We start from the raw sequence: 14157 nt of genomic DNA, 5'->3' as shown, positions 1-14157 counted from the left end.
GAGAGCCATTACGTAAGCCGCAGGCAATTCCCAGACAAGGGCACGCGCGACATGGCTACCACCTTCGATCTCATCCTCAAGGGCGGCACGGTCGTCAATCATGACGGCAGCGGCGTTCGCGACGTCGGCGTCACCAATGGCAGGATCGCCGCCATCGGCGATCTCGGCCGCGCTTCGGCCGGCGAGACCATCGATTGCACCGGCCTGCACATCCTGCCCGGCGTCGTCGACAGCCAGGTGCATTTCCGCGAGCCGGGGCTGGAGCACAAGGAAGACCTGGAGAGTGGTTCGCGCGCGGCCGTTCTCGGCGGCGTCACCACTGTTTTCGAGATGCCCAACACCAACCCGCTGACGACGAGCGAAGCGACGCTGGCCGACAAGGTCAGCCGGGCGACCGCGCGCATGCATTGCGACTTCGCCTTCTGGGTCGGCGGCACCCGCGACAACGCCGGCGACGTCGCCGAGCTGGAGCGTCTGCCGGGTGCTGCCGGCATCAAGGTGTTCATGGGCTCGTCGACCGGCGACCTTCTGGTCGAGGACGACGAGGGTGTCGCTTCGATCCTGCGCAACACCCGCCGCCGTGCCGCCTTCCACTCGGAAGACGAGTTCCGCCTGCGCGAGCGCCAGAACCTGCGCGTCGACAACGACCCGTCCTCGCACCCGATCTGGCGCGACGAGATCGCAGCACTTCAGTGCACCGAGCGGCTGGTGCGCATCGCCCGGCAAGAGCGCGCCCGCATCCACGTGCTGCACATCTCGACGGCGGAGGAAATCACCTTCCTCGAACAGCACAAGGACGTCGCCACCTGCGAGGCGACCCCGCATCATCTGACCATGAGCGCGGACGACTACGCCCGTCTCGGCACGCTGCTGCAGATGAACCCGCCGGTACGCGCAGCACGTCACCGCGACGGCATCTGGCACGGTATTTCGCAAGGTATCGTCGACGTGCTCGGCTCCGACCACGCGCCGCACACGCTGACTGAGAAGGCCAAGCCTTATCCGGCCTCGCCCTCGGGCATGACCGGCGTGCAGACGCTGGTGCCGATCATGCTCGACCACGTCAATGCGGGCCGGCTGACGCTGGAGCGCTTCGTGGACCTTGCGAGCCACGGCCCCAACCGCATCTTCGGCATGGCCCGCAAGGGCCGCATCGCCGCCGGCTACGACGCCGACTTCACCGTCGTCGACATGAAGCGCGAGCAGACCATCACCAACGCCCAGGCCGGCTCCAAGGCGGGCTGGACGCCTTATGACGGCAAGAAGGTCACCGGCTGGCCGGTCGGCACCATCGTCCGCGGCATGCGCGTCATGTGGGAAGCCGAGATCACCACGCCGTCGCAGGGCAGGGCGGTGGAGTTTTCGGAAGCCGTGGTGAAGTAGACTTTCCTCCCGCCGTTCGTGGGCGAGATCGGACTGCAGGGCATGGGGGTCGCTCGGTCATGCGACCTCAATGGCTGACAATCCTGCCATCCGCGAGCGGCCTCTCCAATTCGTCATCCCAGTCCATGCCGTTGCCGGAAGATCGACTGGTGCGAAAGCCTTCTGGAAACGGAGCCGGCGATCGGGAGTGCCCTCCACATTTGCCGGCCGTCAGCGCTGCCCCTCATCCGACCCTTCGGGCCACCTTCTCCCCGTGAACGGGGCGAAGGAACGAGGGTCAATCACCCGCGACGAAAAACGCCCAGCGGCCTTCGGGAGTGATGCCGAGGCGATAGAAGACGTAGGCGCCATATTGCTTCATGTCTTCGTAGTCGCCGGCGGTGACGATCTTGAACAGCTCGACCTTCTGGCGCGGATCGAGCTTGTCGAGCGGGATGCCGAAGAAATAGGGCCAGACATAGAGGTCTTCGTCGGTGCCTTCGCCCAAATGGACGTAGCCGGCGTTCAGCACCTCTTCCATGATGGCGAGGATTTCCTGGCCTTCGCCGTCGCCGGATAGCCCCTTGATGAAGGCGATCGGATCGCCCTCGATGTCGCCGAACGACAATTGCGGCATCGCTTCGCCCTGGCCGACCAGCGGCCGCAGCTTTTCGATGTCGCCGGTCTTGGCGGCTTCGACCAAGAGGCTGCGCATGCGCGCGACCGGCTCGGGCAGGCGGCTGAGGTCGTAGACGATTTCGGGCAGCGGGCCTTCCGGATCGAGATTGGGGGCGGCGGGACCGGTGGCGCCGCCCGGTTCGGTGGGCGTGGCATCCGGTTCGGCCGGCTGGTCGTCGGCCGGTTGCTCGGAACCGGACGGTGCTTCGGTGCCTGCAGGTGCTTCGGTCCCTTGAGGTGCCGTGGTCGCCGGCGTCTGGATCGGGTCGGGCATCGGCACCGACTTTTCCGGCACGGCATCCTGGTCGGCGGCCGGCTTGGGCGGCATGACGGGGGCGGGGATTTCCTCGCGCTTGATTTCGGAAAGCGCAAAAGCCGTCGAGGCGTGAAGCGGCAGGACGAGCGAGGCGGCAAGGCCGAGAACGGCAAGTCGCAATGCGCCGCGGGGCGCAGTTTCAGTCTTTGGCCGCATCAGATCCCTGGCTCCGGTATTCCCGAGCGTTTGCCCCCTCTCGGGCCGACGCTGCAACGCTTTCAATCGCATGACCCCGCCCGGAATCATGTTCCGACAATGCGTGGTTACGCCCTCAATGTGCCAGCATGATGCCGAAACCGTGTCGGCTAGTCAAAGAAGTGGGGCGGCGCTCAATGCCGCAGGCGCACCGGCTCGAAGTCACCGGCTTCCACCCTGGCGCGCATGCGATCGAGCATGGCCAGTGCTGCAGGCTCGCCATTGGCGGCGACGATCTCGGCAAAAGCCGTGGCAAGGGCTGCTTCGGCGATGATCTCGGGCTCGATGCCGGCGGACAGGCCTTCGGCCCACGCCTCATTGTGGCTCTCGACAGCGGTCAGGCGCTTTTCTTCCCGAACCAGGGCGTCGATGTCGCTTACGCTTTGTTCCATTGCGGTCTTTCACCCTGCCCAGCAACCCGATGATTCGGATCAACTTGAGCTATCCCTTTAATGTCCCGTTAAGACACCTAGCACAATCGCCCGTTCGTGTACGGCAAGCAATGCCGGGAGAGTAAATAGCCTGTTAATTACCGAAGCGGGAGGCGATGTCGCGGCTCAAAGCCTCGCCTTCCTTCATGTAGCGGCTGATCGCTTCGGTTGCCGACGGCGTGCAGGCGGTGTAGGTGCCGTCGAAGGAGCGATAGCCCCGGTTGAAGGACGCGATGAAACGGGCGCGGCGCTCGGGCGAGGGGTTCTCGGCCTGCAGCAGCTTTTCCATCTCGCCGCGCCACTGGCTGCCCTTTTCGCCGCACAGATTGCGCAGGAAATGCAGCGAGCCGAGAACCTCGGCAAGGCGCATCAGGCCCGGCTCGAACGGCGCTTCGACGGCGCGTACCGGTGCTGCGAACGCGGTCGTCGCGGCAAGCGTGATAGCCATGATGTAGGTCGAAGCGCGCATCATAAGCTTTTGTGGCGAAACAATTTGTCCCCGGCAAGGCCGCCGAGGCCTCTATCCCTTTCACTTTTCGTCAAAAAGCGGAATCCCTCGATCTTCGACTTGCGAAATCCTTGGGATGCGCGCTGCACGGTTTTTCCTGGAATTGCTCTATGCCGGCAGTACGACCGCACCGCCGAGCAGTTCGAGCACGATTTCGAGCGTCGAATCGGTCAGCGGCAGGCGTTCGATCTCGGCGAGGTCGAAATAGGCGGCCTCGTCGGCATCGTCGGCGGCAACCGGTTCGCCTTCGAGGTGGCGGGCGCCGAAGACGGTGAGCAGGTAGACCGAGCCGCTGTCGTTGCGGCTGTCGATGAGCAGCTCGCGCAAGCGGACGAGGTCGCCGACCGCAATGCCCGTTTCCTCCATCAGCTCGCGGCGGGCGGCCTCTTCCAGCGCCTCGCCTGCTTCGACACGTCCGCCGGGGAAGGCGTAGAGCCCTTTCGACGGCGCGCGGCCGCGGCGCACCAGCATGATCGAGCGGTTGCGCAGGACGGCGACGGAGACGGCAGGGATGATGGTCGCGTCGATCATGATTTTACCTCGGGCAATGCGTTCCATTGTGGAACAGCCGATCCTATCCGCTTTAGCGGTTGCGGCCGGCGCGATCCATCGCCACTTTCAGGCGATGAACCGGAACCTGACCTGATGTGCGGACGCATCGCGGTATTGGCGTCGCCCGACGCAACCTCCGCCTTTCTCGGGCTGGACGATCTCGAGAGCTTTCCGCCGCGCTACAATGTGGCGCCGACCCAGCCGATCCTGGTGGTGACGGCAGGGCCGCAGCGGCCGCCGGGCTCGAATCGCTCAGACCGCATGGCGCTTCTGGCGCGCTGGGGGCTGATCCCGGCCTGGACCAAGAACCCGGCCGACATGCCGCTGTTGATCAATGCGCGTTCCGAAACGGCGATCGAAAAGGCGTCGTTCAAGACCGCGATGCGCCACAGGCGGGCGCTGATCCCTGTCTCGGGTTTCTATGAGTGGAAAAAGCTGCCTGGCAACCGGCGTCAGCCCTATTGGCTGAGGCCGCGCAAGGGCGGACTGGTGGCGCTGGCCGGGCTGATGGAGACGTGGAGCGAGCCGGGCGGCTCGGAGATCGACACCGCGGCGATCCTGACCACCGGTGCCAGCGCCGACATCATGCATATCCACGACCGTATGCCGGTGGTGATCCAGCCGGAGGATTTTGCCCGCTGGCTCGACTGCCGCACCCAGGAGCCGCGCGATGTCGCCCGTCTGATGCGGCCGGCGCAGCCCGATTTCTTCGAGCAGATCCCGGTGTCGGAGCTGGTCAACAAGGTCGCCAATACAGGGCCGGAGATCCAGGCGCGGGTCGAGCCGCTGCCTGAAGCAGCACCTGAGCGGGCGGCGAAGCCGAAGCCGGAGAAACAAAAGCCCGATGACGGACAGATGACGCTGTTCTGATTGGAGCGGAACCACGCGCTGCTGGGCGCTCTGGCATCATCAATCCCTGCATCCTGCCTGCTGGAAATCGATTTTGATTTTCCGGGCGGTGCATTAGAAGAGCGGCGTGTCCACGCCCATTCTCTCCGCCGCCATCTCCGGATTCCTGCTTGGTGCCTCGCTGATCATCGCCATCGGCGCGCAGAACGCGTTCATCCTGCGCCAGGGGCTGCTGCGCCAGCATGTCTTCATCCTGAGCCTGATCTGTGCCGCCTCGGATGCGTTGCTGATCGGCCTCGGCGTCGCCGGGCTCGGCACGCTGATTTCGCAGTCGCCGCGCCTGATATCAGTGGTGACGGTCGGCGGCGCGCTGTTCCTGTTTGCTTATGCGATCATTGCCTTCCGCCGCGCCATGAAGCCGGCTGCGATGCAGGCGGCAAAATCGGTCGGGACGAAGCTATGGCCTGCGGTCGCCGCCTGTCTCGCCTTCACCTTCCTCAACCCGCATGTCTATCTCGACACGGTGGTGCTGTTGGGCAGCCTTTCGGCAGCCCATGAAGGACAGGCGCGCCTTGCCTATGGCATCGGCGCTGCATCCGCATCGTTCGTCTGGTTTTTCGGGCTCGGCTATGGCGCCCGGCTGCTGGAGCCGGTCTTTGCCCGGCCTGCCGCGTGGCGCGTGCTCGATGTGCTGATCGGCCTGGTGATGGCGGCGATCGGCCTCAGCCTGTTAGGCAGCCTTGTTTAGCTTGGGGGCTGTCTTTTCTTTCTTCGGCGCGCAGATCAGCGCGGCAAGAATTGCGGCGGGGCCGATGGCCCGGTAGTGCTTGGTCAGTTCGGCGTACTGGTGACGCGCTCGGTCCTGGTCGGATTGTTTTCGTTTCATCGGTCTCTTCCCTTAAGTCAGCTCTGTCGAGAGCGGCTGCATTTGCTTACGGATTCGGTCGAATTCGTGGCAGTGCGGCGCCTTTTATCCGGGCGATGTTTCATTACGGTGCCGGGATGTTTAACAAAGTGTTTCAGTACCGCTTCCGTTCCGGTCCGGGCGGTAAAGTTTCGTGTCGCTGCGTCTTGACGGCAACAGCCCGGTGAGGCGATAAAGCCCGCGATGAAAACGTCTTTCGCCATTTCCGGCATTTGTTTTATTGGCTAGCGTTCGCGCTGGTCAGGACGTTTTCGCCTCATCTTCACACGAGACAGGTTGAACGCCCGGGCCAGCAGGCCACGGCGCCGCACGTCCGTTTGGACGCGCAAAGGACGCCGTGAAACTGAATTTGCGTGCAGAATCCCTTGGGGTTACGCACACGGGGAGAACCATGTCTGACGCATTCAAGGGCTTGCGCCTTACCAACACGCTGACACGCACGAAGGAGGACTTCGTGCCGATCGATCCTGACAACGTCAGGATGTATGTCTGCGGCCCGACGGTCTACGACTTCGCCCATATCGGCAATGCGCGCCCGGCGATCGTCTTCGACGTGCTGTTCCGCCTGCTGCGCCATGTCTATGGCGAAGACCACGTCACTTATGTGCGCAACCTCACCGACCTCGACGACAAGATCAACGCCCGCGCCTTGCGCGATTTTCCTGATCTGCCGCTCAATGAGGCGATCCGGCGGGTCACCGAAAAGACCGCCAACCAGTACCAGGCCGACGTCAAGGCGCTCGGTTGCCTCGAGCCTTCAGTCGAGCCCAGGGCGACCGAGTTCGTGCTCGCGCGGCCGGACGGCAAGACGGATATGGTGTCGTTGATTCAACGCCTGATCGAACGCGGCCATGCCTATGAAGCGCAAGGCGAAGTGCTGTTCGACACCGGCTCGATGGAAGATTATGGCCAGCTGTCGAAGCGCAATCTCGACGAGCAGCAGGCCGGCGCCCGCGTCGAGGTCGAGGCGCACAAGAAGAACCCCGGCGACTTCGTGCTGTGGAAGGCGTCTTCACCCGAGGAGCCGGGCTGGGATAGTCCCTGGGGCCGCGGCCGCCCGGGCTGGCACATCGAGTGCTCGGCGATGTCGGCCGCCTATCTCGGCGAGGTCTTCGACATCCATGGCGGCGGGCTCGACCTGATCTTCCCGCACCACGAGAACGAGATCGCCCAGTCGCGCTGCGCCCACGGCACCGAGGTGATGGCCAATTACTGGCTGCACAACGGCTTCCTGCAGGTCGAAGGCCAGAAGATGTCCAAGAGCCTGGGCAACTTCTATTCGATCCACGAACTGCTCGCGACGGAGAATTTCGGCGGCCGCACCTGGCCGGGCGAGGTGCTCAGGCTGGCGATGCTGATGACGCATTACCGCGAGCCGATCGACTTCTCGCTGCGCAAGCTGGAGGAAGCCGAAAACACATTGCGCAAATGGAAGCGTGCGGCCGACAGCGCCGGCGCCACCGAAGCCGAGGTGCCGGCGGCACTGATCGCGGCCCTCAGCGACGACCTCGCCACGTCGAGCGTCTTCCAGGGCCTGTCGCAGCTCGCCGGCGAGGCGGCCGGCAATGTCCAAGCCGCGGCCGAACTCAAGGCAGCGCTGCTGTTCCTCGGCTTCGGGCTCGAGGCGGCCGATGTCGACGAGGCGGCGGTCGCGGTTACCATCGCGCGGCGGCTGGAGCTGATCAACGCCAAGAACTGGGCCGAAGCCGATCGCATCCGCGACGAGTTGCTGGCCCAGGGCGTGCAGCTCAAGGACGGCAAGGACGCGGTCACGGGTGAGCGCGTGACGACGTGGGAAGTGAAGCGGTGATGACGGCGGGGCAGGATAGGGTGGGGCTGCACGCCCCCCTCTGCCTTGCCGGGCAGACTGCGCTGGTCTTGACGGAGAGGGTTGCGGGACAGCACCCCCCTCTGTCCTGCCGGACATCTCCCCCGCAAGGGGGGAGATTGGCAGCGGCGCGCGCACCGTCCTTTCTGCAACGTCTGCGATTGGCGAAGGTCGACGTGACGGCTGATCTCCCCCCTTGCGGGGGAGATGTCCGGCAGGACAGAGGGGGGTGTGACAAAACGCAACTCCTGATCTTGCGGCGCGGGGCGCAGGACAGAGGGGGGTGTGACAGAGCACTCCTTCTGACCTTGCGGCGCAAGGCAAGGACCTGACCATGGGCCACGACCTCGTCCCCCGGCGTCAGCGCAAGAATGCCAAGGCAATGCGTCATGTCATGACCGAGGCCGAGCTGAAGCTGTGGAACGAGTTGCGTGCGCATCGGCTGATGGGGTTGGGTTTCAGGCGACAGGTGCCGATCGGGCCTTACATCGTCGACTTCGCCTGTTCGTCGCATCGCCTGATCGTCGAGGTCGACGGCAGCCAGCATGCGCGGGCCGAACACGTCGAACGTGATGCGGCAAGGACCGCATTTCTTCAGGCCAACGGCTGGACCATTCTCCGCTTCTGGAACGACGACGTTGTTCGCGATATGGATAACGTCTGCCAGAACATTGTGATCTCGGCCGGGATGGCCGTCCGCATGACGGAGGAGTTCGTGCAATGATCGACCATACGGGAATTTCGGTCGCCGATTTCGACAGGGCGCAGGCGTTTTACGACAAGGCGTTCGCGCCGCTGGGGGCACAGCTTCTGATGATGGTGCCGGGCGAATATACCGGCGGGGTCAAGGTCGGCGGTTATGGCCGCGAGCGGCCGGTGTTCTGGCTGCATGAAGCCGAGGCCGGACCGGGGCGGCATTATGCGTTCACCGCGCGCAGCCGGGCCGAGGTCGATGCGTTTTATGCCGCCGCCATCGCCGCCGGCGGACGGGACAATGGCAGGCCGGGGCCGAGGCCGCATTACCATCCCGACTATTATGCCGCCTTTGTCTTCGATCCCGACGGCAACAACATCGAGGCGGTGTGCCATGTCCCGGCGTGAGGGTTTGAGGCGTGAGGGTTTGACGCGATGAGCCTCGACAACAGGCCGCATTATTCCGGCGGGTGCCAGTGTGGCGCCGTGCGTTTCCATGTCGACGGCAAGCTCGGCGCCGCCTCGGTCTGCCATTGCCGCATGTGCCAGAAGGCGTTCGGCAATTTTTATGCGCCGCTGGTTTCGGTGCATCGCGACTCCAGGCTCGTCTGGACGCGTGGCGAGCCGAAGCGGTTTCGCTCGTCGAATTTCGGCCTGCGCGGCTTTTGCGGCGACTGCGGCACGCCGCTGACCTACGAGGCACCCGACGGCGTGGCGCTGGCGATCGCCGCATTCGACGAGCCGGAGGAGATCGCGCCGACGATGCAGTGGGGGCTCGAGGGCAAGCTGCCCTATGTCGACAATATCCACGAGCTCGAGGGCTATTCGACCGAAGAGGACCCTGACGCGGCCGACTTCGTCAACGACATCGTCTCGTTCCAGCACCCCGACCACGACACCGAGACCTGGCCGCCGGAGGAGCGCACATGACCGTTACGACAGGCGGTTGCCAGTGCGGTGCCGTGCGCTACCGCATCGACCAGGCGCTGGAGAATGCGCATATCTGCCATTGCCGCATGTGCCAGAAGGCATCGGGCAACTACTTCCAGCCGCTGGCGCGCACGCCGAAGGCGACGTTTTCGGTGACGCGCGGCGAGATCGGCTGGTTCCACTCGTCCGACATCGTGCGCCGCGGCTTCTGCCGCGACTGCGGCACGCCGCTTCTGTTCGACGTGATCGACCGCGACACGATCAATGTCGTGCTCGGCGCGCTCGACGATCCCAAGGCGGTGATACCGACATTCCAGTGCGGATCGGCCGAGAAGATGCCATGGTTCGGCGGACTCGACACGGTCGAATTGTCGGACGATGAAACCGCCTGGTACGCGGCGGTTGCCCCTTCGAACCACCAGCACCCCGACCACGACACTGAACAATGGCCAGCGGAGAAAAGGTCATGACCGAGACTGCAAGGACAGGCGGCTGCCAGTGCGGCGCCGTCCGCTTCCGTATCCACGGCGCGCTGGGGCGCAGCTCGATCTGCCATTGCCGCATGTGCCAGAAGCAGTTCGGCTCGTTCTTCGGCGCCTTCGTCGCGGTGCCGGTGGATGGCGTCGAGTGGATCCGCGAGGAGCCGAGCTACTTCCAGTCGTCGATCAACATATCGCGCGGCTTCTGCCAGCGCTGCGGCACGCCGATGGCCTACCGCCACGCGGAAGGCCTCGAGCTGTCGATCGGCTCGTTCGACGACCGCTCCGACCTCGCGCCGACGATCCAGATCAATCACGGCTTCCGCCTGCCCTGGGTCGAGACGATCTTCGACCAGCCGGTGCTCGACAATCCCGACTATTACCAGCGGCAGGAGCAGATCATCTCCTTCCAGCATCCCGATGAAGAGACGGCCCATTGGCCGGAGCATGGACTGAAGATATGACGACTGAACTGCGCGGCCTCTATCCCGAGATCGAACCCTTCGACAGCGGCATGCTCGATGTCGGCGACGGCCATCAGGTCTACTGGGAACGTTCGGGCACCAAGGGCGGCAAGCCGGCGGTGTTCCTGCATGGCGGCCCGGGCGGCGCGACCTCGCCCAAGCATCGCCGCCTGTTCGACCCCAAGCTGTACGACATCATGCTGTTCGACCAGCGCGGCTGCGGCAAGTCTTTGCCCAACGCCTCGCTCGACGCCAACACCACCTGGCACCTGGTCGCCGACATCGAGCGGCTGCGCGAGATGGCCGGCCACGACACATGGCTGGTGTTCGGCGGCTCCTGGGGGTCGACGCTGGCGCTCGCCTATGCCGAGACGCATCCGGATCGCGTCAGCGAACTGGTGGTGCGCGGCATCTACACGCTGACCCGCGCAGAGCTCGACTGGTATTACCAGTTCGGCGTCTCCGAAATGTTCCCCGACAAATGGGAGCGTTTCGTCAAGCCGATCCCGGAGGCCGAGCGCGGCGACATGATGGGCGCCTACCGCAAGCGCCTCACCGGCGACGACCGCAAGGCCAAGGTCGAGGCAGCTTTGGCCTGGAGCCTGTGGGAAGGCGAGACGATCACGCTTCTGCCCGACCCCGACACGTCAGGCAAGTTTGGCGAGGACGACTTCGCCGTCGCTTTCGCCCGCATCGAGAACCACTATTTCGTCCATGCCGGCTGGATGGACGAAGGCCAGCTGATCCGCGACGCCCACAGGCTGCGCGACATTCCCGGTGTCATCGTCCATGGGCGTTATGACATGCCGTGCCCGGCCAAATATGCCTGGGCACTGCACAAGGCCTGGCCCGAGGCGGAGTTCCACCTGATCGAGGGCGCCGGTCACGCTTATTCGGAACCGGGCATATTGGACCAGCTGGTCCGGGCGACCGACAGGTTCGCGGGGAAAACGTCGTGACCGCTTCCGCCCTACGTTGCCCCCCTCTGTCCTGCCGGACATCTCCCCCACAGGGGGGGAGATCAGCTGGCATGCCGGCTTTCGCCAATCGCCGGCGTTGCAGGACGGAGCGAGGCGTCAATACTGCCGATCTCCCCCCTCTTGGGGGAGATGTCCGGCAGGACAGAGGGGGGCGCCAAAGGGCGCTGGCCCCCAAGGACAGACGGGGGTGCCATAGGGCGCTAGCCCACAAGGTGTTGCCATGAAAGAACGCATCTATCTCTTCGACACGACATTGCGCGACGGCCAGCAGACGCCGGGCATCGACTTTTCCGTCGAGGACAAGATCGCGATCGCGGCGATGCTCGACGAGTTCGGCCTCGATTATGTCGAGGGCGGTTATCCCGGCGCCAATCCGACCGACACCGCCTTCTTTGAGGAAAAGCGGACCAAGCGGGCGAAGTTCGTCGCCTTCGGCATGACCAAGCGGGCAGGGGTGTCTGCCTCCAACGATCCGGGCCTGGCAACCCTGCTGCAGGCCAAGGCCGACGGCATCTGCTACGTCGCCAAGAGCTGGGACTACCATGTCCGCGTCGCCCTCGGCGTCACCAATGAGGAAAACCTTGAAACGATCCGCGCTTCGGTCGAGGCGGCGCGTGCCGCCGGCCGCGAGCCCCTGGTCGACTGCGAGCACTTCTTCGACGGTTTCAAGGCCAATCCCGACTACGCGCTGGCCTGCGCGCGGACGGCCTATGACGCCGGCGCGCGCTGGGTGGTGTTGTGCGACACCAATGGCGGCACCCAGCCGTCGGAGGTGCGCGACATCGTCGCCCAGGTGATCGCCGCGGGCATTCCGGGCGCCAATCTCGGCATCCACGCCCATGACGATACCGGCCAGGCGGTGGCCAATTCGCTGGCGGCGATCGAAGCCGGCGTGCGCCAGGTGCAGGGCACGATCAACGGCATCGGCGAGCGCTGCGGCAACGCCAATCTGGTCACCATCATTCCGACGCTGGCGCTCAAGCCGCATTTCGCCGAACGTTTCGAAACCGGCGTCTCGGCCGAGGCGCTGGCGGGCCTTTCCAGGCTGTCGCGCGCCTTCGACGAATTGCTCAACCGCGCGCCCGAGGCGCAGGCGCCTTATGTCGGCGCATCGGCCTTTGCCACCAAGGCAGGCATCCACGCCTCGGCGATCGTCAAGGAGCCGAAGACCTACGAGCATGTGCCGCCGGAGACGGTGGGCAACCGCCGCAAGGTCATGGTGTCGGACCAGGGCGGCAAGGCGAACTTCATCGCCGAGCTCAGGCGGCGCGGCATCGACGTGCCCAAGGATAGCAGCCGGCTCGATGCGCTGATCGCCGTGGTCAAGGAGCGCGAGGCCGAGGGATATGCCTATGAAGGGGCGGATGCCAGCTTCGAGCTTCTGGCGCGCGGCATGCTGCACAGCCTGCCGGATTTCTTCCGAGTGACCTCGTTCCGCTGCCTCGTCGAGCGCCGTTTCGACGCCAATGGCAATCTCAAGACCGTGTCGGAAGCCGTGGTCAAGGTCATGGTCGACGGCGAGGAAAAGATGTCGGTGGCCGAAGGCGACGGCCCGATAAATGCGCTCGACATCGCCTTGCGCAAGGATCTCGGCAAGTTCCAGGACGAGATCGGCGACCTCGAGCTGGTCGACTACAAGGTGCGTATCCTCAATGGCGGCACCGAGGCGATCACGCGCGTGCTGATAGAATCGCATGACTCGACCGGCGCCCGCTGGTGGACCGTCGGCGTGTCGACCAACATCATCGACGCCTCGTTCCAGGCGCTGATGGATTCGATCATCTACAAGCTGATGAAGAACCGCGAGATGGCCGGGCTGGTGGCGGCCGAATAGGCGCGGTGAGCGATGATGGGCCAGCCGCAGCGGCTGGCCCTGTCGATTGATCCATCAACGAAAAGCGGGTGGACCATCACTATTTTGAAATGGCATGCGCTGGCGGGCGGGCGCATAGGTGCCCGCCATGAGCACCAACACGCCTGCGATTTCCCGCGACGAAGCCACCCGCGGCTTCCTGTTTGCCCTCTCGGCCTATCTGATGTGGGGCTTCCTGCCCTTCTACATGAAGGCGGTGGCCCATATTCCGGCGCCCGAGGTGATCGCGCACCGCATCACCTGGTCGATCCCGATTGCAGCGTTGCTGTTGTGGTGGCTCGGCCGCACCTCCGACATCAAGACCGCCTTGCGCACCCCGCGCACTTTGGCGATGGGCACGCTGACGGCGACGCTGATCACCATCAACTGGGGCGTCTATGTCTGGGCGATCGGCAATGACCGGGCGCTCGAAACCGCACTCGGCTATTACATCAACCCGCTGTTTTCGGTGTTTTTGGGCGCTGTCGTGCTCGGCGAGAAGCTGACGCGGGCGCAGATGGTGGCGATCGGGCTTGCGGTGATCGCGGTGGCACTCCTGACCTGGGAAAGCGGCGGCTTGCCCTGGGTGTCGATCGTGCTGGCGCTGTCCTGGGGTTTTTACGCGCTGTTCAAGAAGACGCTGCCGATCGGCCCGGCGCAGGGCTTTTTCCTCGAGGTGCTGATCCTCGGCATCCCGGCGCTGGTCTACATTGCCTATCTCCAGGGCACCGGCGTCGGCCATTTCGGCACCACCGGCATGACCGACGTCTGGCTGATGCTCGGCTGCGGCATCGTCACCGCCGTGCCGCTGATCCTGTTTGCCAATGGCGCCAAGCTGCTGCGCATGTCGACCATCGGCATCATGCAGTACATCGCGCCGACGATGATCTTCGTCATCGCCATCTTCATCTTCAGGGAGCCGTTCTCGAGCGAACGCGCGGTTGCCTTCGCCCTGATCTGGGCGGCACTGGCCATCTATACCTGGTCGATGTTTTCCGAGCGCGCCAAGAACGGCTGAGGTTCAGGTGAGGCCGGCCTGCAAATGGCCGTTGCCTGCGCTTCCGGTACTCGCGTGCCCGAATGTACGCGCCGCTCCGGTTCTCGGTAGCGACCAT

Annotated in this window: 17 protein-coding genes; 12 read left to right on the top strand and 5 right to left on the bottom strand. The window is 64.6% G+C overall.

Annotation, left to right across the window (positions count from 1 at the left end; genetic code table 11):
• Positions 1–51 precede the first annotated feature (51 nt).
• Positions 52–1383, top strand: a complete 1332-nt coding sequence (locus IG197_RS06305; protein ID WP_192317721.1) for a dihydroorotase — start codon at positions 52–54, stop codon at positions 1381–1383.
• 277 nt (positions 1384–1660) lie between these two features.
• On the opposite strand, the gene IG197_RS06300 is transcribed toward IG197_RS06305, so the two are convergent.
• From IG197_RS06300 to IG197_RS06285, 4 genes are all read right to left on the bottom strand, one after another.
• On the bottom strand, positions 1661–2512 hold the full coding sequence (locus IG197_RS06300; protein WP_154385065.1) for a hypothetical protein: 852 nt from the start codon (positions 2510–2512) through the stop codon (positions 1661–1663).
• 173 nt (positions 2513–2685) lie between these two features.
• A complete protein-coding gene (locus IG197_RS06295) occupies positions 2686–2943 on the bottom strand; it encodes a hypothetical protein (RefSeq protein ID WP_067964147.1) in 258 nt (85 codons plus the stop codon).
• A gap of 133 nt (positions 2944–3076) precedes the next feature.
• Positions 3077–3454 (bottom strand): TIGR02301 family protein, encoded by a 378-nt coding sequence (locus IG197_RS06290; RefSeq protein ID WP_067964142.1) that lies wholly within the window; start codon positions 3452–3454, stop codon positions 3077–3079.
• Between the two features lie 144 nt (positions 3455–3598).
• Positions 3599–4021, bottom strand: a complete 423-nt coding sequence (locus IG197_RS06285; protein ID WP_192317720.1) for an NUDIX domain-containing protein — start codon at positions 4019–4021, stop codon at positions 3599–3601.
• Between the two features lie 114 nt (positions 4022–4135).
• Here IG197_RS06285 and IG197_RS06280 point away from each other — a divergent pair, with 114 nt between their 5' ends.
• Positions 4136–4912 carry an SOS response-associated peptidase gene (locus IG197_RS06280; protein ID WP_154385067.1) on the top strand — a complete coding sequence of 259 codons (777 nt, stop codon included), beginning with the start codon at positions 4136–4138 and terminating at the stop codon, positions 4910–4912.
• Positions 4913–5030: 118 nt separating this feature from the next.
• A complete protein-coding gene (locus IG197_RS06275; protein ID WP_192319603.1) occupies positions 5031–5639 on the top strand; it encodes a LysE/ArgO family amino acid transporter in 609 nt (202 codons plus the stop codon).
• Here IG197_RS06275 and IG197_RS06270 read toward each other — a convergent pair.
• Positions 5622–5777 carry a transcriptional regulator gene (locus tag IG197_RS06270; RefSeq protein WP_083948641.1) on the bottom strand — a complete coding sequence of 52 codons (156 nt, stop codon included), beginning with the start codon at positions 5775–5777 and terminating at the stop codon, positions 5622–5624. The two genes, IG197_RS06275 and IG197_RS06270, sit on opposite strands and share 18 nt — an antisense overlap.
• A 430-nt stretch (positions 5778–6207) precedes the next feature.
• Here IG197_RS06270 and cysS point away from each other — a divergent pair, with 430 nt between their 5' ends.
• From cysS to rarD, 9 genes are all read left to right on the top strand, one after another.
• The gene (cysS, locus tag IG197_RS06265; RefSeq protein WP_192317718.1) at positions 6208–7626 is read left to right on the top strand and encodes a cysteine--tRNA ligase; all 1419 of its coding nucleotides are present in this window, start codon (positions 6208–6210) and stop codon (positions 7624–7626) included.
• 352 nt (positions 7627–7978) lie between these two features.
• A complete protein-coding gene (locus tag IG197_RS06260) occupies positions 7979–8368 on the top strand; it encodes an endonuclease domain-containing protein (RefSeq protein ID WP_067964136.1) in 390 nt (129 codons plus the stop codon).
• Entirely contained in the window at positions 8365–8745 is a 381-nt protein-coding gene (locus tag IG197_RS06255; RefSeq protein ID WP_192317716.1) for a VOC family protein, read from the top strand. Before IG197_RS06260 ends, IG197_RS06255 begins: the two co-directional genes overlap by 4 nt.
• Positions 8746–8772: 27 nt before the next feature.
• The gene (locus tag IG197_RS06250) at positions 8773–9267 is read left to right on the top strand and encodes a GFA family protein (protein WP_154385072.1); all 495 of its coding nucleotides are present in this window, start codon (positions 8773–8775) and stop codon (positions 9265–9267) included.
• Positions 9264–9737, top strand: a complete 474-nt coding sequence (locus IG197_RS06245) for a GFA family protein (protein ID WP_192317714.1) — start codon at positions 9264–9266, stop codon at positions 9735–9737. The genes IG197_RS06250 and IG197_RS06245 overlap by 4 nt, the downstream gene beginning before the upstream one ends.
• Positions 9734–10210, top strand: a complete 477-nt coding sequence (locus tag IG197_RS06240; protein WP_154385074.1) for a GFA family protein — start codon at positions 9734–9736, stop codon at positions 10208–10210. The genes IG197_RS06245 and IG197_RS06240 overlap by 4 nt, the downstream gene beginning before the upstream one ends.
• Positions 10207–11169: a prolyl aminopeptidase gene (gene pip / locus IG197_RS06235; protein ID WP_192317712.1), complete on the top strand. Its 963-nt coding sequence runs from the start codon at positions 10207–10209 to the stop codon at positions 11167–11169. The genes IG197_RS06240 and pip overlap by 4 nt, the downstream gene beginning before the upstream one ends.
• Positions 11170–11410: 241 nt before the next feature.
• Positions 11411–13024, top strand: coding sequence for a citramalate synthase (gene cimA / locus IG197_RS06230; RefSeq protein WP_192317709.1), 1614 nt, complete (start codon positions 11411–11413; stop codon positions 13022–13024).
• Positions 13025–13142: 118 nt separating this feature from the next.
• On the top strand, positions 13143–14060 hold the full coding sequence (rarD, locus tag IG197_RS06225) for an EamA family transporter RarD (protein ID WP_371746512.1): 918 nt from the start codon (positions 13143–13145) through the stop codon (positions 14058–14060).
• Positions 14061–14157 lie beyond the last annotated feature (97 nt).

The sequence above is a fragment of the Aminobacter sp. SR38 genome (assembly GCF_014843375.1).
In the GTDB taxonomy this organism is placed as follows: domain Bacteria; phylum Pseudomonadota; class Alphaproteobacteria; order Rhizobiales; family Rhizobiaceae; genus Aminobacter; species Aminobacter ciceronei.
This window is presented reverse-complemented; position numbering and strand designations above follow the sequence as displayed.

Coding starts and splice junctions, on each gene's coding strand:
- IG197_RS06305 (WP_192317721.1), top strand. CDS start 52: ATGGCTACCACCTTCGATCTCATCCTCAAGGGCGGCACGGTCGTCAAT.
- IG197_RS06300 (WP_154385065.1), bottom strand. CDS start 2,512: ATGCGGCCAAAGACTGAAACTGCGCCCCGCGGCGCATTGCGACTTGCC.
- IG197_RS06295 (WP_067964147.1), bottom strand. CDS start 2,943: ATGGAACAAAGCGTAAGCGACATCGACGCCCTGGTTCGGGAAGAAAAG.
- IG197_RS06290 (WP_067964142.1), bottom strand. CDS start 3,454: ATGATGCGCGCTTCGACCTACATCATGGCTATCACGCTTGCCGCGACG.
- IG197_RS06285 (WP_192317720.1), bottom strand. CDS start 4,021: ATGATCGACGCGACCATCATCCCTGCCGTCTCCGTCGCCGTCCTGCGC.
- IG197_RS06280 (WP_154385067.1), top strand. CDS start 4,136: ATGTGCGGACGCATCGCGGTATTGGCGTCGCCCGACGCAACCTCCGCC.
- IG197_RS06270 (WP_083948641.1), bottom strand. CDS start 5,777: ATGAAACGAAAACAATCCGACCAGGACCGAGCGCGTCACCAGTACGCC.
- cysS (WP_192317718.1), top strand. CDS start 6,208: ATGTCTGACGCATTCAAGGGCTTGCGCCTTACCAACACGCTGACACGC.
- IG197_RS06260 (WP_067964136.1), top strand. CDS start 7,979: ATGGGCCACGACCTCGTCCCCCGGCGTCAGCGCAAGAATGCCAAGGCA.
- IG197_RS06255 (WP_192317716.1), top strand. CDS start 8,365: ATGATCGACCATACGGGAATTTCGGTCGCCGATTTCGACAGGGCGCAG.
- IG197_RS06250 (WP_154385072.1), top strand. CDS start 8,773: ATGAGCCTCGACAACAGGCCGCATTATTCCGGCGGGTGCCAGTGTGGC.
- IG197_RS06245 (WP_192317714.1), top strand. CDS start 9,264: ATGACCGTTACGACAGGCGGTTGCCAGTGCGGTGCCGTGCGCTACCGC.
- IG197_RS06240 (WP_154385074.1), top strand. CDS start 9,734: ATGACCGAGACTGCAAGGACAGGCGGCTGCCAGTGCGGCGCCGTCCGC.
- pip (WP_192317712.1), top strand. CDS start 10,207: ATGACGACTGAACTGCGCGGCCTCTATCCCGAGATCGAACCCTTCGAC.
- cimA (WP_192317709.1), top strand. CDS start 11,411: ATGAAAGAACGCATCTATCTCTTCGACACGACATTGCGCGACGGCCAG.